At 73.2% G+C, this 21895-nt stretch carries 21 protein-coding genes; 11 read left to right on the forward strand and 10 right to left on the reverse strand.

What is annotated here, in order from left to right; all coding sequences use genetic code 11:
* Positions 1–26: 26 nt before the first annotated feature.
* Both ACIRRU_RS19825 and ACIRRU_RS19830 read right to left on the reverse strand, forming a co-directional pair.
* Entirely contained in the window at positions 27–1040 is a 1014-nt protein-coding gene (locus tag ACIRRU_RS19825) for an MsnO8 family LLM class oxidoreductase (RefSeq protein WP_403682505.1), read from the reverse strand.
* Between the two features lie 200 nt (positions 1041–1240).
* A complete protein-coding gene (locus tag ACIRRU_RS19830) occupies positions 1241–1456 on the reverse strand; it encodes a dodecin (protein WP_403682155.1) in 216 nt (71 codons plus the stop codon).
* Between the two features lie 203 nt (positions 1457–1659).
* Here ACIRRU_RS19830 and ACIRRU_RS19835 point away from each other — a divergent pair, with 203 nt between their 5' ends.
* The 3 genes from ACIRRU_RS19835 (at position 1660) to ACIRRU_RS19845 (ending at position 4855) form a co-directional block, all read left to right on the forward strand.
* The gene (locus tag ACIRRU_RS19835; protein WP_403682158.1) at positions 1660–2913 is read left to right on the forward strand and encodes an extracellular solute-binding protein; all 1254 of its coding nucleotides are present in this window, start codon (positions 1660–1662) and stop codon (positions 2911–2913) included.
* A gap of 206 nt (positions 2914–3119) precedes the next feature.
* A complete protein-coding gene (locus ACIRRU_RS19840; RefSeq protein ID WP_403682160.1) occupies positions 3120–3932 on the forward strand; it encodes a GNAT family N-acetyltransferase in 813 nt (270 codons plus the stop codon).
* On the forward strand, positions 3929–4855 hold the full coding sequence (locus tag ACIRRU_RS19845; RefSeq protein WP_403682163.1) for a lysophospholipid acyltransferase family protein: 927 nt from the start codon (positions 3929–3931) through the stop codon (positions 4853–4855). Before ACIRRU_RS19840 ends, ACIRRU_RS19845 begins: the two co-directional genes overlap by 4 nt.
* Here the strand turns inward: ACIRRU_RS19845 and egtD are convergent.
* The 5 genes from egtD to ACIRRU_RS19870 form a co-directional block, all read right to left on the reverse strand.
* Positions 4798–5760 (reverse strand): L-histidine N(alpha)-methyltransferase, encoded by a 963-nt coding sequence (egtD, locus tag ACIRRU_RS19850; protein WP_403682166.1) that lies wholly within the window; start codon positions 5758–5760, stop codon positions 4798–4800. The two genes, ACIRRU_RS19845 and egtD, sit on opposite strands and share 58 nt — an antisense overlap.
* Positions 5757–6512: an ergothioneine biosynthesis protein EgtC gene (gene egtC / locus ACIRRU_RS19855; protein WP_403682169.1), complete on the reverse strand. Its 756-nt coding sequence runs from the start codon at positions 6510–6512 to the stop codon at positions 5757–5759. The genes egtD and egtC overlap by 4 nt, the downstream gene beginning before the upstream one ends.
* The gene (gene egtB / locus ACIRRU_RS19860) at positions 6512–7939 is read right to left on the reverse strand and encodes an ergothioneine biosynthesis protein EgtB (RefSeq protein ID WP_403682171.1); all 1428 of its coding nucleotides are present in this window, start codon (positions 7937–7939) and stop codon (positions 6512–6514) included. The genes egtC and egtB overlap by 1 nt, the downstream gene beginning before the upstream one ends.
* A complete protein-coding gene (gene egtA, locus ACIRRU_RS19865) occupies positions 7936–9351 on the reverse strand; it encodes an ergothioneine biosynthesis glutamate--cysteine ligase EgtA (protein ID WP_403682173.1) in 1416 nt (471 codons plus the stop codon). The genes egtB and egtA overlap by 4 nt, the downstream gene beginning before the upstream one ends.
* A gap of 331 nt (positions 9352–9682) precedes the next feature.
* Positions 9683–10150: a type II toxin-antitoxin system PemK/MazF family toxin gene (locus tag ACIRRU_RS19870; protein ID WP_403682175.1), complete on the reverse strand. Its 468-nt coding sequence runs from the start codon at positions 10148–10150 to the stop codon at positions 9683–9685.
* Positions 10151–10295: 145 nt separating this feature from the next.
* Between ACIRRU_RS19870 and ACIRRU_RS19875 the strand changes: the two genes are divergently transcribed.
* Together ACIRRU_RS19875 and ACIRRU_RS19880 are read left to right on the forward strand one after the other, a co-directional pair.
* A complete protein-coding gene (locus ACIRRU_RS19875; RefSeq protein ID WP_403682178.1) occupies positions 10296–11318 on the forward strand; it encodes a LacI family DNA-binding transcriptional regulator in 1023 nt (340 codons plus the stop codon).
* 55 nt (positions 11319–11373) lie between these two features.
* Positions 11374–11646: a hypothetical protein gene (locus ACIRRU_RS19880; RefSeq protein ID WP_363199893.1), complete on the forward strand. Its 273-nt coding sequence runs from the start codon at positions 11374–11376 to the stop codon at positions 11644–11646.
* Between the two features lie 178 nt (positions 11647–11824).
* Here the strand turns inward: ACIRRU_RS19880 and trxA are convergent, their stop codons facing one another.
* Positions 11825–12223 (reverse strand): thioredoxin, encoded by a 399-nt coding sequence (trxA, locus tag ACIRRU_RS19885; protein ID WP_363199892.1) that lies wholly within the window; start codon positions 12221–12223, stop codon positions 11825–11827.
* Positions 12224–12360: 137 nt separating this feature from the next.
* Between trxA and ACIRRU_RS19890 the strand changes: the two genes are divergently transcribed.
* Positions 12361–13812, forward strand: coding sequence for a dihydrolipoyl dehydrogenase family protein (locus ACIRRU_RS19890; protein WP_403682182.1), 1452 nt, complete (start codon positions 12361–12363; stop codon positions 13810–13812).
* A gap of 177 nt (positions 13813–13989) precedes the next feature.
* Here the strand turns inward: ACIRRU_RS19890 and ACIRRU_RS19895 are convergent, their stop codons facing one another.
* Both ACIRRU_RS19895 and ACIRRU_RS19900 read right to left on the reverse strand, forming a co-directional pair.
* On the reverse strand, positions 13990–14424 hold the full coding sequence (locus tag ACIRRU_RS19895) for a RidA family protein (protein ID WP_363199890.1): 435 nt from the start codon (positions 14422–14424) through the stop codon (positions 13990–13992).
* Positions 14425–14627: 203 nt separating this feature from the next.
* Entirely contained in the window at positions 14628–15575 is a 948-nt protein-coding gene (locus ACIRRU_RS19900; protein WP_403682186.1) for a GlxA family transcriptional regulator, read from the reverse strand.
* Between the two features lie 253 nt (positions 15576–15828).
* Here ACIRRU_RS19900 and ACIRRU_RS19905 point away from each other — a divergent pair, with 253 nt between their 5' ends.
* The 5 genes from ACIRRU_RS19905 (at position 15829) to ACIRRU_RS19925 (ending at position 21888) form a co-directional block, all read left to right on the forward strand.
* Positions 15829–17724, forward strand: coding sequence for an amidohydrolase (locus ACIRRU_RS19905; protein ID WP_403682187.1), 1896 nt, complete (start codon positions 15829–15831; stop codon positions 17722–17724).
* Between the two features lie 140 nt (positions 17725–17864).
* A complete protein-coding gene (locus ACIRRU_RS19910; protein ID WP_403682189.1) occupies positions 17865–18530 on the forward strand; it encodes a hydrolase in 666 nt (221 codons plus the stop codon).
* Positions 18531–18620: 90 nt separating this feature from the next.
* On the forward strand, positions 18621–19070 hold the full coding sequence (locus tag ACIRRU_RS19915; protein WP_403682191.1) for a DoxX family protein: 450 nt from the start codon (positions 18621–18623) through the stop codon (positions 19068–19070).
* Positions 19067–20275, forward strand: coding sequence for an MFS transporter (locus ACIRRU_RS19920; protein ID WP_403682193.1), 1209 nt, complete (start codon positions 19067–19069; stop codon positions 20273–20275). Before ACIRRU_RS19915 ends, ACIRRU_RS19920 begins: the two co-directional genes overlap by 4 nt.
* A complete protein-coding gene (locus tag ACIRRU_RS19925) occupies positions 20272–21888 on the forward strand; it encodes an MFS transporter (RefSeq protein WP_403682196.1) in 1617 nt (538 codons plus the stop codon). The genes ACIRRU_RS19920 and ACIRRU_RS19925 overlap by 4 nt, the downstream gene beginning before the upstream one ends.
* The last annotated feature ends 7 nt before the right edge of the window (positions 21889–21895 follow it).

Here is a 21895-nt window from a genome sequence, read left to right on the forward strand (position 1 = left end):
CGGCTGAGGGGACAAACAGTTCGATTCTAGGCGCGGCGACCGGTCCGGGCCTGCGCGATCCGGGCCAGTCGCCGCAGTGAGTCCACCAGGGCCGCCCGGTCGTACGTACTCGTCGTCACGAGCACCTCGTCGGCCCCGGTCTCCTCGATCGCCGTCTCCAGCTGTCCGGTGACCTGGTCCGGTGTGCCGTGGATGTGCCCGTCGAGGCCGCGCTCATACAGATCCCGCTCCCGGTCCGTCATCGTGCGGCCCTCGATCTCCTCGGCGGGCGCCAGCGGGGGGAAGCTGCCGTGTGTACGGGCGTACGCCATGGCCCAGGCTTCCGGGACCAGCAGCCGCCGGGCGGCCTCCTCGGTGGCGGCGACGGCCACCGTGCCGGAGACGATGACCTCGGGGCGCGCGGCACGGGACGAGGGGCGGAAGCCGCCGCGGTAGACGTCGATCGCCCGCAGCACCTTCTCCCGGCCGCGCAGGTCGCCGATGACGAGGGGGAGCCCGGCGGCGGCCGCGACCGCCGCGCCTCCGCCGACCGCCAGGACGTACGCCGGGATGCGCAGGCCCTCCGCCGGGCGGGCGCGCACCTGCGGATAGGTCTGCTGGGTGCCGTCGATCCAGCCGAGCAGCTCGGCGAGGCGGCCGGGGAAGTCCTCCGCGTCCTCCTTGCCGTGGCCGAGCGCCCGCCGTACCCCGTCGGTGAAGCCCACGGAGCGGCCGAGCCCCATGTCGATCCGGCCGGGGAAGAGGGAGGCAAGCACCCCGAACTGTTCGGCCACGACCAGCGGTCGGTGGTTGGGGAGCATCACCCCGCCGGTCCCGACCCGGATGGTGGAGGTCGCGGCGGCGACGGCGGCGGCCAGGACCGTCGGCGCCGACCCGGCGACTCCCGGCACGCTGTGGTGCTCGGAGACCCAGAAGCGGTGGTACCCCAGCTCCTCCACCTCCCGCGCCAGCGCCACGGTGTCGCGCAGCGCCTGCGGGCCGTCGTGCCCCGCGCGGGTGCGGGAGCGGTCCAGGAAGGAGAACCGGGTGGAGGAGATCAGCGCGCTCACGTCTCCTTCAACGCTCCGGGCCGGTCAGGATTCCCTCCCGAAGCACGGCACGGAGTGTGCGGGTGTCCGTGGACGACGACGCGTTGGTGTGCGACGCCGCGGAGATGGCTGGATCCACCGTGGCGCGGGCTCGGTGGGCCCGTCCGTCGAAGGCGCTCAAGTCCGCCCAGGAGTGCGACGGGCGTACCCGGTCAGGGGTTCTCGTCGAGCCGGAAACCCACCTTCAGGCCGACTTGGTAGTGTGCGACCCGGCCATCCTCGATATGGCCGCGCACCTGGTTGATCTCGAACCAGTCGAGGTTGTGCAACGTTTCCGCGGCTCTTGCGATGCCGTTCCGGATCGCCGCGTCGATCCCCTCCTCGGAGGTTCCTACGATCTCGGTGACCCGATACGTATGATTCGCCATTTTTGTCTCCTCTCCTGTGACCACGTTGCCTTAATCCGGTATGCCCCGCGAGGGGAGGGCGGAGGAGAAGCCAGGTCCGGCACGCGCCTTGACCTACTCCTTGGTCCATACCAGGATTCGGCCAAAAGCCCGTGCGAGCGCCGCCCGCAATCCCCCCACACCGGGTCCTGATTTCGTCGTGCCGTTTCGCAGAAGGTGACCACGTGAAGAACCGCATACTCGCCGGAGCCGTCGCGCTCGTCTCGTCCGTCACGCTCGGTGGATGCGGCTACCTGCCGGGCTCCGGTGAAAGCGACCGCACGGTCACGGTCTGGCTGATGAAGGACAGCGTCTCGCCCGGCTTCCTGGACAAGTTCACGCGCGCGTACGAGGAGGAGAACTCCTCGGTCCAGCTGGAGTTCAAGATCCAGGAGTGGAGCGGCATCGGGCCCAAGGTCCTGGCGGCCCTGGACGGCGACGAGGCGCCCGACGTCATCGAGGTCGGCAACACCCAGGTCGCGCAGTACGCGGGCAGCGGCGGCCTGCGCGACCTCACCCTGGAGTCGATGCGGGACCTCGGCAGCGAGGAGTGGCTGCCCGGTCTCGCCCAGCCCGGCAGCATCGACGGAGTGCAGTACGGCATCCCCTGGTACGCGGCCAACCGCGTGGTGATCTACAACAAGGACATCTTCGAGCAGGCGGGGATCGACACGCCCCCCAAGACCCGCGCCGAGTGGATCACCGCCACCGAGAAGCTCAACTCCGAGGGCAACCAGGGCATTTACCTGGCCGGTCAGAACTGGTACGCACTGGCCGGGTTCATCTGGGACGAGGGCGGCGAACTCGCCGACGAGGACGGCGGCGACTGGACGGGGGCCCTGCACAGCAAGGAGGCGCTCGCGGGCATGGCGTTCTACAAGGAGCTCCAGGGGCTCGGCGACGGCCCGTCCGACTCCGACGAGGAGAAGCCGCCGCAGAACGACGTGTTCGCCGAGGGGGACGTCGCCCAGATCATCTCGATGCCCGGCAGCGCCGCCCTCATCGAGCAGAAGAACCCCGAACTCAAGGGGAAGCTGGGCTACTTCCCCATTCCGGGGAAGACCGCGAAGTCCCCCGGCTCCGTGTTCACCGGCGGCTCGGACCTGATCGTCCCGATGAACGCCGACGAGCGCGGCGCGGGCATCGCCGTCGTCAAGGCGCTGGCGAGCGAGAGATGGCAGACGGAGCTGGCCCGGAGCATGAGTTACGTCCCCAACAAGCCGAGCCTCGCCCACGTCATCGAGGGCGACGAGGGCACCGCGGCGATGGCCGAGGGGGCCACCGAGGGGCGCGCCACCCCCAACTCGCCGCAGTGGGCCCGGGTCGAGGCGGAGAACCCGATCAAGCCCTACATGACGGCGGTCCTCCAGGGCGGCGACCCCGAGCGGGAGGCGCGGGCGGCCTCCGAGCGGATCACCGCCATGCTGGCCGGCAGCTGACCCACGCCCCGCCCCTCCGAGAGGAGCGGGGCGGGGCGGATGGCGTGGGCCCGGTCCGGCACTCCGGGGATTCAGCCGTCGCACATGTCCGCTCCCAGCGGCGGTCATGTCGAATCCAGCCGACGGCGGGAGAAGTAAGGGGCCGGGCCGCCGCACGCATGGCGACCCGGCGGGCATCCCTCGCCGATCCGTCCCCGGAGACCGCCATGACCGTACTGCCCGCCGCTCCGCACGCCCCGCTCCCCACCGCCCCGGCCCCCGCCCCCGCCCTCGGCGGCCCGGCGGAACCCGCCTACCGGGTCTCTCTCGCCACCAGCCAGGACGACGTGCGCGCCGCCCAGCGCCTGCGCCACCTGGTGTTCGCCGGGGAGCTGGGCGCCCGCCTGGACGGACCCGAACCCGGCCTGGACATCGACGCCTTCGACGCCTACTGCGACCACCTGCTGGTCCGCGAGACAGCCACCGGAGACGTCGTCGCCACCTACCGGCTGCTGCCGCCGGACCGCGCGCGGATCGCCGGACGCCTGTACGCGGAGGGCGAGTTCGACCTCAGCAGGCTCGCCCCCATCCGCGACGACCTCGTCGAGGTCGGCCGCTCCTGCGTCCACCCGGCCCACCGCGACGGCGCGGTCATCGCCCTCATCTGGGCCGGACTCGCCCGCTACATGGAACGCACCGGCCACAACTGGATCGCGGGCTGCTGCTCGCTGCCCCTGGCCGACGGCGGGGCGCTCGCCGCCCGCAGCTGGAACACCGTACGCGCCGCGCACCTCGCCCCCGAGGACCACTGGGTCACCCCGCACCGCCTCTGGGACGCCTCGGCCCACGGCGAGGCCACCGGCTCCCGGGCCGATCTGCCGCCCCTGCTGCGCGGCTACCTCCGGCTCGGCGCCTGGGTCTGCGGCGCCCCCGCCCACGACCCCGACTTCAACGTCGCCGACCTGTACGTCCTGCTCTCGCTGCGCCGCACCGACCCCCGCTACCTCCGCCACTTCCGCTCACTGGCCCCGCTGCGATGAGCACCCACCCCGGACCGCCCAGCCCCTGGCTGCCGGCCGCCCCCTGCACCCCGGGCGGCTGCGCCCGGCACACCGGAGCCGTACGCGCGGCGCTGCCCGCGGTCCTGCGGCTGCTGACCGGCTGCGCACTGGTCCTGCTGGGCGTGGCGTGCACCCCGTCGGCCGCCCTGCTCCCGGCCGCGGCGCGGGAACGGCTGATCCGGTCCTGGGCGGCCGCCGTACCGCGTGCCTTCGGCGTACGGGTCACGGTGCGCGGCCGCCCGGGGAGCCGCCGGGCGGCGGGCGGCTCCGCGGCCCCCGGCGAGCTGGTGGTGGCCAACCACATCTCCTGGCTCGACATCCCGCTCGTCGCGTCCGTCCTGCCCGGCCGGATGCTCGCCAAGAGCGAGATCGGGCGCTGGCCCGTGCTCGGACCGCTCGCCGCGCGCGGCGGCACCCTGTTCATCGAGCGCGACCGGCTGCGCGCCCTGCCCACCGCCGTGCGGACCGTCGCCGGGGCGCTGCGCTCCGGCTCGCGGGTCGTCGTCTTCCCCGAGGGCAGCACCTGGTGCGGGCGGGGCGGCGGGGTGTTCCGGCCTGCCGTGTTCCAGGCGGCGATCGAGGCGGGAGCGGCGGTGCGGCCGGTCCGCATCGTCTACCGGTCCGCCGCCCCGCACCGCCCCGGACCGGCCGCGGGTGCCGCCGCCTTCGTGGGGGACGACCCGCTCGCCGCCTCCCTGTGGCGGGTGGTGCGGGCCGCCGGGCTCACCGCCGAGGTCGACGTCCTCGCACCGATCCCCGCGGAGCGCGAGAACGGCCGCCGCGCCCTGGCCCGCAGAGCGCAAGCGGCCGTCCTCGGCCCCGGGGAGGGGCCTCGCCGGTCCGGTCAGACGGCCGTGGCCAGGGACAGGGCGAACCGCCCCGCCGCGTCCGTCCACCACTGAGACAACTGGAGACCGGCCGAGGCCAGTTCCTCGCGCACGTCCTCCTGCCGGAACTTCGCCGACACCTCCGTACGCAGCTCCTCACCGGCCTCGAAGGGCACCACCAGGTCCAGCTCCCGGATCTTCACGCTCAGCGCCCGCCGGGCCCGCAGCCGCATCTCGATCCAGCGTTCCTCGGCGTTCCACACCGCGACGTGCTCGAACTCCTCCAGCGGGAAATCGGCCCCCAGCTCACGGTTGACGACGCTCAGCACGTTCTTGTTGAAGGCCGCCGTCACCCCCGCCGCGTCGTCGTAGGCGGCGACGAGCGTCTCCGGCTCCTTCACCAGGTCGGTGCCCAGCAGCAGCGCGTCACCGGGGGAGAGCAGCGTACGCACCGAGTGCAGGAACGTGGCCCGCTCCTCGGGGAGGAGGTTGCCGATCGTCCCGCCGAGGAACGCCACCAGCCGGGGGCCCGGTGTCCCCGGCAGGGCGAGGCCGCCGGTGAAGTCGGCGATGAGCGCGTGCACGGACAGGTCGGGACGCTCGGCCAGCAGCGACTCGGCCGCGCCGGTCAGCGCGCTCTCGCTCACATCCACCGGAACGTAGCTGTGCAACTCGGGCAGGGCGTCCAGGAGATGGCGGGTCTTCTCGGACGACCCCGAACCCAGCTCGATCACCGTCCGGGCCCCGGAGGCCGCCGCGATCTCCCCGGCGCGTTCCTCCAGGATCTCCCGCTCCGCACGGGTCGGGTAGTACTCGGGCAGCCGGGTGATCTCCTCGAACAGCTCGCTGCCGCGCGCGTCGTAGAACCACTTCGGCGGCAGTGTCCTCGGGCGCCGGGTCAGACCGCTGAGGACGTCGGCGCGCAGCGCCGCGTCCGTCGCGTCCTCCGGCAGGGTGCGGGTCAGCAGGAAAGGACTCACGCGGGGGGCTCCTTGAGCGGGGTGAGCAGGACGTCTGCGGAGGTCGCGACCAGCAGGGTGCGGTCGGGGACCTCGCGCCAGAGCGGATCGTCGTCGTAGGGCTCCGAGGCGACCACGGTGCGGCGGCCCGGATCCGACCGGTACCACAGGGTGTCGCCCCAGGCGGTCGCGGTGATGGTGACACCGTCGGTGAGCAGCAGGTTCAGCCGGGATCCGGGGGCGGCGGCGGCGATGTCCCGCACGGTCTCGACGACCGCGTGCGGCAGTTCGTCCCCGGCGTCGGTCCGGTGCCCGATGATCGCCCAGACCAGCGCCGAGTCGTTGCGGGCCGCGAGCGACAGCAGCCGCTCGGCGGGCAGCATGGCGGCCAGCGGGGCGAGCGAACCGGGCCAGCCCCGCACCGCCCCGTTGTGGCTGAACAGCAGCCGCCCGGCGGCGTAGGGCGCGGCCGCGGCCTCGCCGTCCGCACCGGCCTCGGTGGCGTCGCGCACAGCGGCGAGCAGCCCGGTGCTGCGCACCACCCGGGCCAGGTCGGTGAAGGTCTCGTCGCCCCAGACCGGCCCCTGGCGGCGGTAGCGTCCGGGCAGCGGGTCGCCGTCCGCGTACCAGCCGACGCCGAACCCGTCCGCGTTGACCGTGCCATGTCGCTGACGGCGCGGCTCCCAGGACTGGCGCACCAGGGAGTGCTCGGGTTTCAGCAGGACGTCTCCGAGCGCCACCGGCTCGCCAACATAGGCGATATGACGGCACATCAGGCGTCCCTCGCGGTGCGGAAACCGGAGAAGATCTGCCGCCGCACCGGAAGGTCCCAGTTGCGGAAGGTGCCCCGGCAGGCGACCTCGCCCACGGCGAAGGAGCCGCCGCGCAGCACCTTGTGCCCCGGGCCGAAGAACACGTCCGAGTACTCGCGGTAGGGGAACGCCACGAACCCCGGGTAGGGCAGGAAGTCGCTCGACGTCCACTCCCACACATCGCCGATCAACTGGCCCACGCCCAAGGGTGAGCGCCCTTGCGGATACGCGCCCGCGCGCGCCGGACGCAGATGGCGCTGCCCCAGGTTGGCCCGCTCCGGCGTCGGGTCCTCGTCGCCCCACGGGTAGCGCAGGGAGCGGCCGGAGACAGGGTCGTGCCGGGCGGCCTTCTCCCACTCGCTCTCCGTCGGCAGCCGCCGCCCCGCCCAGCGGGCGTACGCGTCCGCCTCGTACCAGCTGACGTGCAGCACCGGCTCGTCGTCCGGGACCTGCTCGGTCACCCCGAACCTGCGGCGCAGCCACTGGCCCGCGTCCCGGTGCCAGAACAGCGGGGCGGCCAGGTCGTGTTCGCGGACCATGGCCCAGCCCTCGGGGGCCCACCACCGCCCGTCGCGGTAGCCGCCGTCCTCGACGAAACGGCGGTACGCGCCACAGGTCACCGGCGCGGTGTCCAGGTGGAAGGCGGCCACATCGCGGCGGTGGGCGGGCCGCTCGTTGTCCAGGGCCCACGGCTCGGCCGAAGTGCCCATGGTGAACGGGCCCCCGGGGATCAGCACGTCGGCGGGGAGCGCCCCGGCACCGGACGGCTCGGGCGGTGGGGGAGCGGTCAAGGCGACCGGCCCCGAACGGAGCTGATGGGTGATCAGCATGGTTTCGTCGTGCTGCTGTTCGTGCTGGGCGATCATCCCGAAGGCGAACCCGGCCCGCTCCAGCGGACGGCCTCCCTCGTGCAGCGGGGTGCTCTCCAGCAGATCCAGTGCCCGGCCCCGGACGTCGGAGGCGTACGTCCGGGCTTCGGTGGGAGCCAGCAGCGGCAACGAGGGGCGCGAGGCGCGGGAGTGCTCGAAGGCGTTGTACAGCCCGTCGATCTCCGGGCGCAGCGCCTCCCGGCCGCCGACGGCCCGCAGCAGCCACTGCTCCTCCTGGTTGCCGATGTGCGCCAGGTCCCAGACCAGGGGCGACATCAACGGGGAGTGCTGAGCGGTCAGTTCCTTCTCGTCCACACTGTCGGTGAGCAGCGCGGTACGTTCTCGCGCGGTCAGCAGGGCGTCGAGAGCGCGTGCCCGCAGCGCCTCGGGGTCGGTGCCCGGCGCCACCGGGAAGCCGGTGGCGCCGGGCCCGGCGGACCGGGCCGGATCGAAGCCGTCGGAGGGGGCACGGCCCGTGCCGGGTGTGCCGGGGGTGTCCTGTGCACGGTGCTCGGTCATGCGGAGGCCGCCTTTCCGGGGCGCGGCGGAAGATCCGGGTGCGGGTCCGTCGCCGGAGTACCGGGGACGGAGCCGGACGCGGAACGGAGGGGGTGCGAGGTGCCCGGCGCGTCCGCACCGGCCAGCAGGGCCCACGCGGCGACGTCGCCCGGTTCGGGCAGGTCGTCGGCCGGACATCGGCCCCGGGCCACATAGCGGTCGGTGAAGGCCGCCACGGTGTCCCGGACCGCCTGACTCGCCCCCATCCGCTCCAGCGCCGGCAGCGCGGCGGCGAAGCAGCCGGTGGCCGCGGTCCGCAGTTCGGGGTCGGACAGGCCGTCGCGGGCGGCCCTCTCCCAGAGGGGATTGCGCGGGGCCGCGGCGGACCCCGCCGTCTCGGCCAGCGGCTTCACGAGCCGGTACACGGTCTCGGCGGCCTCCGGGTCGTCGAACAGGGCCGTGGCGACGGCGAGCGGCACCAGCCACCCGTCGGGCCCGCTCTGCGCGTCGATCATGCGCAGTTCCAGATGGCCCCGCGGCCGCACGGGCGGAAACAGGGTCGTGAGGTGGTAGTCGAGGTCGGCCCGGACCGGCGGACGCGGCGACCCGGTCCGGATCCACTCCCGGAAGGTGAGCCCCTCCGGCACCTCCCACGGGCCCGTGTCGCGCCGGATGCACATCACGGTGGAGTCCAGCACATGCGCGGCCCATGCCTCGCGTGGGAGACGCCCGCCCACCGGCGCCAGCGTCCGCCCCGGGTCCAGCTCGGCCCAGAGCGCCTGGCGGGTGGAGCGCCACCCGGTCCTGCGACCCTGCTGGAACGGGGAGTTGGCGAACGCCGCCACCAGCACCGCCCCGAGCAGGTGCGCGAGCTGCCAGCGCCGCCCGTACCCCAGCGGCCCCGGTTCCTCCTCGCCCGCGTCCAGACACACCTGGACCGACGCGGAGGTGCACATCATGGCCCGGCCCCCGGGGCCCGTACGGTCCAGAGCGGCCTCCATCGCCTCGTAACGCGGCTCCCGCAGCCTGCGGCGCGGCGCCTGCCACGGGTCGACGCCGAGCCCCACCGGAGCGAGTCCCGCCGCACCGAGACCGGCGCGGAGTGCCGCCACATCGGCGGCGGTGGTCTCGACGCACTCCATCAGCGACCCGGCGGGCTGCGAGCTGAGTTCCAGCTGCCCGCCCGGCTCGAACGTCAGAGCCGCGCTGAGGTCGAGCGCCCGGACCGCGCCGAAGGCGCTGTCCAGCCGCTCCTGGCCGACCGGGAGATCGGGACGTTCCCGGTCGTGAATGAGCCATTCGAGTTCCACGCCCACGGTGCGGGGCGGGCCCGTCTTGAAACATATGCCGCGCAGCAAATCCTCCGTCCCCGTCACATCGAGGGGATCCGCGGCCGGGCGCGAGCCGGTCGCACCGGGAATGTCCGGGGCCATGAGGGGCCTCCTTCTGAGCTGCCTGACTACCACCCAAACCCGTACCCCGAGATCGCACAAGGGTGCCCCCGAGCCACGGAAATCCGGTTGCCCCAGGTTCGGGGCCCCCACCAGGATGCCCCGCCCGCGCCGGCCAGGGGGGGATCGCCGGTGGGCACGGGGCCGCGCACGGGACGGAACACGGTCCCGCCGTCGCGATCGCAACGCACCAGGTCAAGGCATGCCGGACAGGCCGGACGGACCAGCCCGGAGGCCCTGCCCGCCGTACTCCCCGGACCCCCGGGCGCGATGGGCCCCCGCGGGCGTCGTGCGACGGCTCTCGCACCGCCGGTCAGCTCCAGCCGTAGCGCTCCCGCAGCCGCTCGACGACCCGGTCGAAGCGCGCCCGGTCCAGCGCGGCCGCCTCGCGGCGCATCCCGCCCTCGTGGACCCGCAGCACCCGGTCCAGATCCACCCAGGACGGCCGCCCCGAGCTGTCCCACGGCCCCGCGCCCAGCGCCACCCACTCGTGGTCCCGGTCGTGCTGCTTGCTGGAGAGCTGCACGGCGAGCACCGTGCCCGACGCCTCGCGGGCGACGACGAGCACCGGACGGTCCTTGCCGCGCCCGTCGTTCTCCTCGTACGGCACCCAGGTCCAGACGATCTCGCCCGGGTCCGGATCGCCGTCACGGTCGGGGGCGTACGAGGTGCGCACGGGACCGACGTCCTCGGGGTCGGCCTGCACCGTGGCGGTCGGCCCGCTGCTGCCGGGGACGTCGAGGGGGTTGTCGGGACGGTGGGCGCTGTCGTGGAACGTCATCACCACACCGTAGGACGTTCGGCGCCCGACACCGGGAACGGGGCCCCGAACCGCGACCGCGGGGCGTCGTTCCGGCCACCGGGACCGGCTGTGCGGCACCCGGACCGGGGCCCGGCCCCACGGGTCTGGAAGACTGCCGGACGCCATGAGCCAGTTACCCAAGCAGCCCACCGAAGTCTCCGTCCCGACCAGCGCCGATGTCGCGCGTCTCGCCGGAGTGTCCCGGGCCACCGTGTCGTACGTCCTGAACAACAACGCCACCGTCCGGATCAGCGAACCCACCCGACGCCGGGTCAGGGAGGCCGCCCTGCAGCTCGGTTACGTCCCGCACGCCGCCGCCCGCAGCCTGCGCGCCGGACACAGCCGTATGGTCCTGTTGCCTTCCGGCCATATACCGGCGGGACCGCTGCACCACTACCTCTTCGAGGAACTCCAGGCGGGACTGCGCCGCCTGGACTACACCGTCGTCCAGTACGGCAGTGTCGGCCTCACCGCCGACGAGGCCGCCACGGCCTGGGCCGAACTGCGGCCCGTCGCCGTCGTCGTCCCCCCGGGCATCACCCTCACCCCGCACGGTACGGCCATCCTCACCCGCTCCGGCGCCAAGGCCGTGATCACCCTCGGCCCCGAGCCGGTGCCCGGAGCGCACGGCCTGGTCATGGACCAACGGCGGGTCGGCTCCAGCGCGGTGGAGCACCTGCTGGCCCGCGGCCGCCGCCACATCGGCGTGGTCATGCCCCAGGAGCCGGGCCGCTCACCCTTCTCCGAACCCCGCCTCGCCGGGGCCCGGCGCGCCGCCGAACAGGCCGGGGCCCGGATCCGGCCGGTGCCGCTGCGCTTCGAGGAGGAGTCCGCGGCCCAGGTCGCCGCCGACTGGGAGCGGCTCGGCCTGGACGCCGTGTTCGCCTACAACGACGAGTACGCCATGCTGCTGATGCGGGCCCTCCAGGACGCGGGGATCGCCGTACCCGCCCACACGGCGGTCGTCGGGGCCGACGACTCCCTCATCGGGCGGCTGCTGCGGCCCCGGCTGAGCACGGTCCGGATGGACCTCGCCATGACCCGTCCGCTGGCCGAGACCATCGACCGGATGGTCCAGCACCCGGGCGCGCCGCCCGTCCGCCACGACCTGCTCCGCACTGTCGCCGTCCACCGCGAATCCAGCTGACCGGCGCCGGTACGACGACATGCGGGCCGCACGGCGGCTGTCTAGCGTCGGGGACATGAGCCATCCGCAGAGGTACGAGCTGCTCCTGATCCCCGACCACGGCACGACCCGGAGCGGGGCCCCGGGGCGGCCGGTCCGTTCCGCGGTGGTGTCCGCCACCGGCGAGACCGGGGCGTCGGGCTACCCGCGGTACGCGGGCGAGGGCATGGAGGCGGACATCGATCCGGCGACCCGGACGGTGGAGGCGGTCCTGATCGACGGCGAGGAGCTGGACTACGGCATGTCCGTACGCGTCTCCGGCGGCGAGGCCGACCGCCCGCGGCGCTGAACCCGGGAAACGCCCTCCCCGGAAGCCGGAACCCGCACCGGGACCCGCGCGGCCGGGGCCGCACGCCGCTGGAGCCCGGGTCCGGATACGCCTGGGGCCCCGCCCGCGCTCCGTCCGGTGTCGACGGGTGCGGGTCGGGGCCCCAGCGGCGGTCCGGCGCCGTACGCGGACCGGTGCGTTACGACGACTCCGGCTGTCCTTGCCCGGCCTCGGCGGCGCGCTTCTGCTCCTCGACGGACTTGTGGACCTCGGCCATGTCCAGATTCCGGGCCTGGCCGATGACGTCCTCCAGGGCCGCCTCCGGCAGCGCACCCGGCTGGGCGAACACCGCCACGTTGTCCCGGACGATCATCAGCGTCGGGATGGACTGGATGTCGAACGCCGCGGCCAGCTCCTGCTGCGCCTCCGTGTCGACCTTGGCGAAGACCAGATCCTGGTGGCGCTCGGAGGCCGCGTCGTAGACCGGGGCGAACTGGCGGCAGGGGCCGCACCAGGAAGCCCAGAAGTCGATCAGGACGAAGTCGTTGTCGCTCACGACCTGATCGAAGTTTTCCTTGGTGAGCTCGACGGTGCTCATACGGGGGATACCTCTTCCTGTGGCCGTGGGGGGCCTGTCGGGTCGTGTCAGGTGCTGTCCCGCACAACGGTGACTGCGTTTGCCCTATTCCGCCTGCCCATGTGGCCAGGGCGCACACCCGCGACGACACTGTTCCCATGACTGACGCGGGCAAGACCTCCGAACACTCCTCCACCACGTACGACCTCGTGGTCATCGGCGCGGGCCCGGTCGGCGAGAACGTCGCCGACCGGGCCCGCGCCGCCGGGCTCACCGTGGCGGTGGTGGAGTCCGAGCTGATCGGCGGCGAGTGCTCGTACTGGGCCTGCATGCCGAGCAAGGCCCTGCTGCGCCCCGTCCTGGCCCGCGCCGACGCCCGGCGCGTCCCCGGGCTGAGCGCCGCCGTGCGGGGACCGCTCGACGTGCCGGCGGTCCTCGCCACCCGGGACGGGATGACAAGCCACTGGAAGGACGACGGCCAGCTCGCCTGGCTGGAGGGCGTCGGAGCGGACGTCCACCGCGGTACGGGACGGCTCACCGGCCCCCGCGAGGTCACCGTCACCGCCCCCGACGGCACCGAGCACCGGCTCACCGCACGGCACGCCGTCGCCGTGTGCACCGGCACCCGGGCCGTCGTCCCCGCCCTCCCCGGGGTCGACGAGGCCCGTCCGTGGACGAGCCGCGAGGCCACCAGCGCCGCCGCGGCACCCGGCCGACTCGCGATCGTCGGCGGGGGAGTCGTGGGCGTGGAGATGGCGACCGCCTGGCAGGCGCTGGGCTCCGAGGTGACGCTGCTGATCCGTGGCGAGGGCCTGCTGCCGAAGATGGAGCCCTTCGCGGGCGAACTCGTCGCCGAGGCGCTGACCGAGGCCGGGGCGGTCATCCGCACGGGTGTCTCCGTCACCGCCGTCCACCGGCCCGCCCCCGACGGGCCGGTCACCGTGGAGCTGGACGACGGCGGCCGGATCGAGGCCGACGAGATCCTCTTCGCGACCGGACGCAAGCCCCGCACCGACGACCTGGGCCTGGAGACCGTCGGCCTGCAACCCGGCTCCTGGCTCCCCGTGGACGACAGCTGCCGCGTCGAGGGCACGGACTGGCTGTACGCGGTCGGGGACGTCAACCACCGGGCCCTGCTCACCCACCAGGGCAAGTACCAGGCCCGCGTCGCGGGGGCCGCCATCGCCGCCCGCGTCCAGGGGACGCCCCTGGACACCGCCGCCTGGGGCGCCCACGCGGCCACCGCCGACCACGCCGCCGTCCCCCAGGTCGTCTTCACCGACCCCGAGGCCGCGTCCGTCGGCCTCACCCTCGCCGAGGCCGAACGCGCGGGCCACCGCGTCCGCGCCGTCGACCACGACCTCGCCGCCGTCGCCGGCTCCTCCCTCTACGCCGAGGGCTACCGGGGCCGCGCCCGGATGGTGGTCGACCTGGACCGCGAGATCCTGCTCGGCGTCACCTTCGTCGGCCCCGGCACCGGCGAACTCCTGCACTCGGCGACGATCGCGGTCGCGGGCGAGGTCCCCATCGCCCGTCTGTGGCACGCGGTCCCGGCGTACCCGACGATCAGCGAGGTGTGGCTGCGGCTGCTGGAGACGTACCGGGGGTGAGGAGCCGCGCCGCGCCCGGAGCCTCGTGCCCGGTGCCGCGAGATAGCCCGGACCGGGCGCCCACCCGTGTGCGCCCGGTCCGTCGGCCTGTGCCTGTTCCCGCGTGAAGCGTGACCTCTGCCCGGTCCCGCGGGAAGGGTGATGCACTGTTCCCGCGGGAAGTGACTGGTCCCTCGCCTACGCCTTCAGCTCGGCCGTGAAGCTGATCTCCACGAGCTGCCCGGGCTGGGCGAGCCGGGGCGTCACCAGGATGGTGGACGCCACCTGCGGTGTCTCGGTGCCGAAGGCGGCCTTGCGCACGGAGCCCGCGACCGCGAACGCGCTGTCCATGTCGAGCACGTAGACGACCTCCTTGACCACGTCGTCGAGGGTCGCCCCGAACCGGGCCAGCAGCCTGGTGGTGTTCGCGTAGGTGGTGCGCAGCTGCTCTTCCATGGCGCCGAAGTCGGTGACCCGGCCCTGCTCGTCCACCGGGGCCGGCGCGACGAGCCCTTCGCTGTCGTGGGAGAACTGACCGGCCACATGGATGGTGTTCCCACGCCGCAGTGCCTGGACGTAACCGAACGCCTGCTCCCACGGGACGCCCCAGCTCTCGACCTGTTCCGCTGCCATGACCTGCTCCTTTGCGTGAGGAATGGGATGTATGTCCACGCTAGGAGCCGGTGCGTTCGGGCGGCCAGATCGGGCGGTGCCGTTCTCGGCAAGGATCGTGCCAGGAGGGGATCGTGTCAGGAAGAGGAGGCCGCGCCCCGGACGGACCGTGGCCCGACCGGACCCCGGCACCGGCGCGGCGGCGGGGCGCCGGGGCGCGGCGCTCAGTTCTTCGCGTCGGCCGGGACGCCGTGCTTGCGGCGGTAGTCGCTGGGGAGCGAGCCGGTCTCCCGGCGGAAGCTGATCCGGAAGTTGGCGGCGGTGCCCATGCCGGAAGCCGCCGCGATCCGTTCGACGGACCAGTCGGAGGTCTCCAGGAGCCGCCGGGCGACCAGCACCCGTTGCAGCGTCAGCCACCGCGCGGGCGGCATACCGGTCTCCTCGCCGAACCGGCGGATGAAGGTGCGCCGCGACATCGCCGCGTGCCGGGCCAACCGGTCGACGGACAGCGGCTCTTGCAGGCGCTGCATGGCCCAGGTCCGGGTCTCGGCCAGATCCGCGCGGGGCGGGCTGAGCACGTCCACGTACTGCGGCTGCTGTCCGGGGCGCGTCGGCTGTGAGATGAGCTCCCGGCCCACCTCCAGCTCGGCTCCGGCCCCGAACGTCGTACGGATCAGGTGCAGGCACACATCGATCCCGGCACCGGCTCCGGCGGACGTCAGCAGGTTGCCGTCCTCGACGTACAACACGTCCTCGACCACCGTGGTGCGCGGGTACAACTCCCTGAGCTGTTCGGTGTAACGCCAGTGCGCCGTCACCTTGCGGCCGTCCGCGGCGCCACTGGCGGCCACGGCGAACGTGCCGGTGCAGATGCCGACCACGGTGGCGCCGCGCCGCGCGGCCCGGCCGATCGCCTCCAGATAGGCGTCCGGCGGCGGCACGTGCGGGTCACCGAATCCCGGCACCACCACCACATCGGCGGCATCCACCGCGTCGAGCCCGTGGGTGGGCACGATGCTCACGCCGTCCTCCGGACCCGCGTCCCCCGCCCTGCCCGCCACGTGCAGGGCGAAGCCTGGGTGCCCTCCCAGCACGTGCGCGGCGATGCTGAAGTCCATCGCGATCACCCGCGGAAGCGCCAGCAGCGCCACCTTCTTCATGACTCGGGCCACCCCGATCACCTCCTGGCACGATCCTTGCCGAGAACGGCACCACCCGATCTGGTGACCGGGCCGCAGCCGCTCCTAACGTCTTAACACATCTGGTCGCCCCGCAAAGGCGCAGCTCATCGCGGTGCGACGGATCACCGGCCGGGTGTCCCGGCGGGGAGCGCCGGCCGGGCGCACGCCATGCGGCGCCGGCGGGATCAGCTCCGCGGGCCCGGCCCTCGCGGGCCGCTCCAGAACATCCTGAGGAGAGACACAGATGGCCACGATGCCCGTCGGCGGGATCACGCCGCGCGACTCCGTCGAGACGCCGGCGGACGTCGTCGTCCGCAACGCGAAGGTGTACACCGGCGATCCGGCGCGCCCGGCGGCCTCGGCGGTCGCGGTCACCGACGGCGTCATCACCGCCGTCGGCCACGACGCCGACATCCTGGAGCACGTCGGCCCCCGCACCCAGGTCGTCGACGCCCGGGGCCGCCGCGTCGTCCCGGGCCTCAACGACTCGCACCTGCACGTGATCCGCGGCGGCCTGAACTACGTGCTCGAACTGCGCTGGGACGGCGTTCCCTCCCTGAGGACCGGCCTGTCCATGCTGCGCGAGCAGGCCGCCCGTACGCCCAAGGACCAGTGGGTCCGGGTGGTCGGCGGCTTCACCAGGGAACAGTTCGCCGAGAAGCGCCTGCCCACCGTGCGCGAGCTGAACGCCGCCGCGCCCGACACCCCGGTCTTCGTCCTGAACCTGTACCAGTCGGCGATCCTGAACCGCGCGGCCGTCCGGGCGGCCGGCTTCACCAGGGACACGCCGAACCCGCCGGGCGGCCAGATCGTACGCGGCCGTGACGGCGAGCCGACCGGGATGCTGCTCGCCGCCCCCAGCGCCCTGATCCTGTACTCCACTCTGGCGAAGGCGCCGGTGCTCCCCCCGGACGAGCGCGCCGCCTCCACCCGGCACTACCTGCGCGAGCTGAACCGTTTCGGCCTCACCTCCGCGATCGACGCGGCCGGAGGCTTCCAGAACTTTCCCGACAACTACGGGACGGTCATGCGGCTGGCCGAACGCGGGGAGCTCACGGTCCGTATCGCCTACCACCTGTTTCCGCAGGTGGCGGGCCAGGAGATCGACGACCTCAAGCGGTGGACCGGCATGATCGGCCAGGGTGACGGGGACGCGTTCCTGCGCCTCAACGGCGCGGGGGAGAACCTCACCTGGGCGGCGGCGGACTTCGAGAACTTCTCGCAGCCGCGCCCCGAACTGGCCGCGGGCTACGAGGCCGAGTTCGAGAAGGCCGTACGTCTGCTCCTGGAGAACGGCTGGGGCTTCCGCCTGCACGCGACCTACGACGAGACGATCCGGCGCGACCTCGCCGTCTTCGAGAAGCTCGCCGCCGATGGCCTGTTCCCGGGGGAGAGCCGCTGGCTGTTCGACCACGCCGAGACGATGAGTCCCGAGAGCATCGAGCGGGTCGCGGCACTGGGCGGATCGGTCTCCGTGCAGAACCGGATGTCCTTCCAGGGCGAGGACTTCGTGTCCCGCTACGGCACCCACGCAGCGGAGGCCGCCCCGCCGGTGCGCGGCCTGCTCGACCGGGGCGTCACGGTGGCGGCCGGGACCGACGCCACCCGCGTCTCGTCCTACAACCCGTGGGTCGCGCTGCACTGGCTGGTCACCCGCACCACGCTCGGCGGCACCAGGCTCTCGTCGGCGGCGAACACCGTCGACCGGGAGACCGCTCTCGACATGTACACGATGGCGGGGGCCAGGCTGACGGGCGAGCAGGACGTCAAGGGGATGCTGCGCGAGGGCCGCTACGGCGACCTGTCCGTCCTCTCCGCCGACTACTTCACCGTCGACGCGGGGGACATCCCGCACATCGAGTCGCTGCTGACCCTCGTCGACGGACGCGTCGTCTACGCCGCCGGGGAGTACGAGGGCCTCGACGAGCCGCTGCCCGCGCTCTCGCCCGGCTGGAGCCCCGTCGCCCACTACGGCGGCTACCACGCCACGCCGGCCCCGTCGCGGGGCGGCGCGGCCCAGGCACGGCTCATCGGCGAGGCGGCGGCCGACTCCGACCTGCAACGCCGGTGGCGCGAGGCTCGCGACGGCACACCGGTGCCCGTGATCGGCGCCGACGCGTTCGAGACCCACACCCACTGAGCCGGGCTCTCCCTCCGAGCCGCATCCCCGGCTTTCCCGGACCCGGCTTCCCCGGCCTCCGGGCCTCCCGGGAGGGCGCCGTGCGTCCGCCCGGTCCGCCGATCGTCCGCCGTCGGGCGGCACCACCAGAAAGGTATGCAATGACCGAGTTCAACCTCGACAACGTCACCGCTGCTGCCAGCGAGGACCTGATCACCCCGGACAACAGCGTCTTCCTCTTCGTCGACCACCAGCCCCAGATGTTCTTTGGCGTCGGCAGCGACGACCGCGGTTCGATCATGAACGCGACCGTCGGACTGGCCAAGGCGGCCAAGGCGTTCGGCGTGCCGACCGTGCTGACCACGGTCGCCGCCCTGAGCTTCGCGGGCAACCTGCTGCCGTCGTTGCAGGCGGTCCACCCCGACCAGGCTCCGATCGACCGCACCACGATGAACGCGTGGGAGGACCAGAAGGTGGTCGACGCCGTCAAGGCGACGGGCCGCAAGAAGATCGTTCTCTCCGGGCTGTGGACCGAGGTCTGTCTCGTCCTCCCCGCGCTCTCCGCTCTCTCGCAGGGCTACGAGGTCTACGTGGTGACCGACGCGTCGGGCGGAGCCACCACCGCCGCCCACGAGCACGCCGTGACCCGCATGGGCCGGGCCGGCGCGGTGCCCGTGACCTGGATCCAGGTCCTCCTCGAACTCCAGCGTGACTGGGCCCGGGGCGAGACCTACGTCCCCGTCACGGACATCGTGAAGGAGCACGGCGGCAGCTACGGTCTCGGTCTGCACTACGCGGGCGACTTCATCGGCGGACACGCCGGCTGAGCCGCCCGGACGACGCGGGAGAGACAGTCATGGGAATCGACGTCGGTCTGCTGGTGCTGCGGCTCGCGCTCGGCTTCTTCCTGTTCGGCCATGGGACGCAGAAGGTGTCCCACTGGTTCGGGGGGCGAGGGGCTGCGGGGCGGGATCGAGGAGTTCCGGCGCGACGGCTTCCGCGGCGGCGCGCTCACGGCGCTGGCCGGCGGCGGCGGGCAGATTCTCGCGGGTGTCCTCTTCGTGTCCGGCGCCGCCACCCCGGTCGCGGCGATGACCGCGACCGGGGTGATGGTCGTCGCCCTCACCGTCAAGGCACGAAACGGCCTGTGGGTCCAGCACGACGGGATCGAGTACCCCCTGATGCTGGTCGTCACGGCGATCGCCCTGGGCTGCACCGGCCCCGGCGCCTATTCGCTCGACGCTCTCGCCGGAATCGACGCTCTCCCCGTCTGGACCGGCCTCGCCGCCGCGACAGCGGGAGTGCTCGCGGCGCTGACCGTACGCCTCGTGCTGCGCACCCCCACGACATCGGACCAGAGACCATGACCTTCTCCACGAGCGACGGCCGGCTCGGCCACCGCGCCTCCTTCCTCGCGATGGCGCTCAGCTTCGGGCTGCTCACCACCGGCGGCACCCTTCCCATCCCGCTCTACCGGCTGTGGGGCGACGAGATCGGTTTCGGTGTGGACACGACCACGTGGCTCTTCGCGGTCTACGTGGTCGGCACACTGCTGGCACTCGTCCTCGCCGGGGGCCTCTCCGACCAGATCGGGCGCAGACCGCTCGTCGTCTCGGCGCTGCTGATCACGGTCGTCTCCGCCGTCCTCTTCCTGACCGGCGGATCGGTCGCCGTCCTGCTGGCCGCCCGCTTCACCAGCGGCATCGGCGTCGGCCTCATCACCTCGGCCGTCACGGCGGGACTCAGCGAGGTCTACCAGGGACCCAGCCCCGCCACACCCCAGGTCGTCTCGACCATCGTGAACATGGGCGGTCTGGGCCTCGGTCCGCTGATGGCCGGGCTGTTCGCGGAGTATCTGGCCCGGCCCACCGAACTGGTCTTCCTGGTCTTCCTCGTACTGACCCTGGCGGCCACCGCCGTGGCGCTCCTGCTGCCCGAGACCAACGCCGACGCCGATCCGCGCCACTGGCGTCCACGCCTCACCATCGGGGTACCGCGCAGCGCGCTCGGCGTCTACGTGCGCGCCGCGTTCGCCGTGGTCCCGACGTTCACGCTGCTCGGGCTGTTCTCCAGCCTGACCCCACGGTTCATCGCGGACTCACTCCACATCCACAACCCCGCGATCGCGGGTCTGGCGACGTTCGTGCTGTTCGAGATCGGCGTGGTGGCACAGCTGCTGGGGCGCCGCCGCCGACCGGTCACGCTCGTCCGCGCGGGCCTGCCCGTGCTCATCGCCTCGCTGGTGCTGGTCCTGGTCGGATTCGAGAGCGAGAGCGTTCCGCTCTTCGCGGCGGGCACCGTGCTCGGCGGGTTCGGCGCCGGGTTCACCTTCTCGGGCGGGCTGCGCTGTGTGGGCACGGCCGTCACCCACGAACACCACGCGAAGGCGGTCGCGACCTACTTCGTCGCGGCGCAGGCCGCTCTCGCCGTCCCCGTCCTCACCATCGGCGCGCTCACCCACGTGACGTCGCTCCAGTCGGCGACGCGGCTGGTGGTCCTCGTGGCCGTCGTCCTCGCGGCGATCGCCCTGGCCGTCAATCTCCGGCCGCTCGACAAGGAGGCGCGCTCATGAGCGAACAGGACCAGAAGGCCGGGGCCGGGACCGCCGCCGGGGCCTGGGCGCCGTTCGCGCACCGCGTCTTCACCCTGCTCTTCATCGCGCAGTTCGTGTCGAACGTCGGCACCTGGATGCAGACGGTGGGCGCGCAGTGGTTCCTCGTCGAGGAGACCGACAGCCCGGCGCTCGTCGCGTGGATCAACACCGCCACCACGCTCCCCGTCCTGCTCCTCTCGCTCTTCGCCGGTGTCGCCGCCGACCTCTTCAACCGCAAGAGGCTGATCTTCTGGGTGAGCATCGCGTCCGCCGCGGTGGGAGCCACGCTGACCTGGCTCACCCTGACGGGCCTGCTGACCCCCGCACTCCTGCTGGCAGCCACGTTTCTGCTCGGCTGCGCGGCGGCGGTCATCGGTCCGGCCTGGCAGGCCATCCAGCCGGAGCTGGTGGCCCGCTCCGAGCTGCCGGCCGCCGCGTCCCTCGCCACCGTCACCGTCAACGGGGCACGCGCCGTCGGCCCGGCGATCGCCGGGATCATCGTCGCGGCGGGAGGGCCGGGGTTCGTCTTCGCGCTGAACGCCGTGTCGTTCCTCGCCGTCGCGATCGCCCTGCTGGCGTGGAAACGCCCACCGCAGCGACGCGGCTCCCAGGAACGCGTACTCGCCGGACTCGCCGCGGGTCTGCGGTACGTGCGGTCGGCCCCGAGCGTCCGCCGCATCCTCTGGCGCAGCTTGATCTTCACCTTCCCCGCGAGCGCTCTGTGGGCCCTCCTGCCGTCCGCGGCCAGCTCACTCATGAACGCGGGGGCCGGTGGCTACAGCCTGCTGCTCGCCCTGCTGGGGGTGGGCGCGGTGGCAGGCGTGGTGGTCATGCCGAAGGCCCGTGAGCTGCTGTCCGGCTCGGCGCTCCTCGCGGTCGCGTCGATCCTGTTCGCCGCGGGTACGGCGGGTGCCGCGCTGCTGCCGCTGTGGGGGGCCGCGATCGCGTCCCTGGTCGCGGGGCTCGGCTGGATCCTGTCGTTGACGACGGTGAACGCGGGGATGCAGCTCATCCTCCCGGCGTGGGTGAGAGCGCGCGGTCTGTCGGTCTACCTCCTCGTCTTCATGGGCTCGCAGGCCGTGGGGTCGTTCCTCTGGGGCTCGGTCTCCGAGTTCCTCGGTGTACGCGCGACCCTCGTCCTCGCCGCCGTGCTGCTGGTGGGCGCCGCGGCGTCCGTCCTGGTGCTGCCGATGCCGACGACCATCGGCAGGCTCGACCGCGGCGTGGTGCCGATGAGCGCGGACGGCCCGGTCCTGCTCCTGGAGGAGGGCGCGCCCGACGACCAGCCCGTGCTCGTCCACGTGGTCTACACGGTCCCGGAGGAGAACCGCGACGCCTTCCTCCGGGCGATGGACCCCGTCCGCCGGGCGCGCCGTCGCACCGGCGCGGTCAGGTGGAGCCTCGCCGAGGAGCGCGAGGCGGCCGAGCGGTGCCGGTTCGTCGAGGAGTTCCAGGTCGGCTCCTGGGCCGAGCATCAGCGCCAGCACGAGGAGCGCTGGACCGGCAGTGACGCCTCGCTCCTCGAAGAGGCGCGGGGCCTGGCGGAGGGAACGCCCGAGGTGCGTCACTACCTCGTACGCTCCGAAGGCTGATCCCCCC

The sequence above is a fragment of the Streptomyces sp. NPDC101181 genome (assembly GCF_044767975.1).
In the GTDB taxonomy this organism is placed as follows: domain Bacteria; phylum Actinomycetota; class Actinomycetes; order Streptomycetales; family Streptomycetaceae; genus Streptomyces.

What these genes read in the sequence shown, in the direction of transcription:
- egtC (WP_403682169.1), bottom strand. Translation starts at nt 6,512, where the DNA reads ATGTGCCGTCATATCGCCTATGTTGGCGAGCCGGTGGCGCTCGGAGAC.
- egtA (WP_403682173.1), bottom strand. Translation starts at nt 9,351, where the DNA reads ATGGCCCCGGACATTCCCGGTGCGACCGGCTCGCGCCCGGCCGCGGAT.
- ACIRRU_RS19880 (WP_363199893.1), top strand. Translation starts at nt 11,374, where the DNA reads ATGAGCCATCCGCAGAGGTACGAGCTGCTCCTGATCCCCGACCACGGC.
- ACIRRU_RS19875 (WP_403682178.1), top strand. Translation starts at nt 10,296, where the DNA reads ATGAGCCAGTTACCCAAGCAGCCCACCGAAGTCTCCGTCCCGACCAGC.
- ACIRRU_RS19910 (WP_403682189.1), top strand. Translation starts at nt 17,865, where the DNA reads ATGACCGAGTTCAACCTCGACAACGTCACCGCTGCTGCCAGCGAGGAC.
- trxA (WP_363199892.1), bottom strand. Translation starts at nt 12,223, where the DNA reads ATGAGCACCGTCGAGCTCACCAAGGAAAACTTCGATCAGGTCGTGAGC.
- ACIRRU_RS19840 (WP_403682160.1), top strand. Translation starts at nt 3,120, where the DNA reads ATGACCGTACTGCCCGCCGCTCCGCACGCCCCGCTCCCCACCGCCCCG.
- egtB (WP_403682171.1), bottom strand. Translation starts at nt 7,939, where the DNA reads ATGACCGAGCACCGTGCACAGGACACCCCCGGCACACCCGGCACGGGC.
- ACIRRU_RS19845 (WP_403682163.1), top strand. Translation starts at nt 3,929, where the DNA reads ATGAGCACCCACCCCGGACCGCCCAGCCCCTGGCTGCCGGCCGCCCCC.
- ACIRRU_RS19870 (WP_403682175.1), bottom strand. Translation starts at nt 10,150, where the DNA reads ATGACGTTCCACGACAGCGCCCACCGTCCCGACAACCCCCTCGACGTC.
- ACIRRU_RS19830 (WP_403682155.1), bottom strand. Translation starts at nt 1,456, where the DNA reads ATGGCGAATCATACGTATCGGGTCACCGAGATCGTAGGAACCTCCGAG.
- ACIRRU_RS19920 (WP_403682193.1), top strand. Translation starts at nt 19,067, where the DNA reads ATGACCTTCTCCACGAGCGACGGCCGGCTCGGCCACCGCGCCTCCTTC.
- ACIRRU_RS19915 (WP_403682191.1), top strand. Translation starts at nt 18,621, where the DNA reads ATGGGACGCAGAAGGTGTCCCACTGGTTCGGGGGGCGAGGGGCTGCGG.
- ACIRRU_RS19890 (WP_403682182.1), top strand. Translation starts at nt 12,361, where the DNA reads ATGACTGACGCGGGCAAGACCTCCGAACACTCCTCCACCACGTACGAC.
- ACIRRU_RS19925 (WP_403682196.1), top strand. Translation starts at nt 20,272, where the DNA reads ATGAGCGAACAGGACCAGAAGGCCGGGGCCGGGACCGCCGCCGGGGCC.
- ACIRRU_RS19905 (WP_403682187.1), top strand. Translation starts at nt 15,829, where the DNA reads ATGGCCACGATGCCCGTCGGCGGGATCACGCCGCGCGACTCCGTCGAG.
- ACIRRU_RS19895 (WP_363199890.1), bottom strand. Translation starts at nt 14,424, where the DNA reads ATGGCAGCGGAACAGGTCGAGAGCTGGGGCGTCCCGTGGGAGCAGGCG.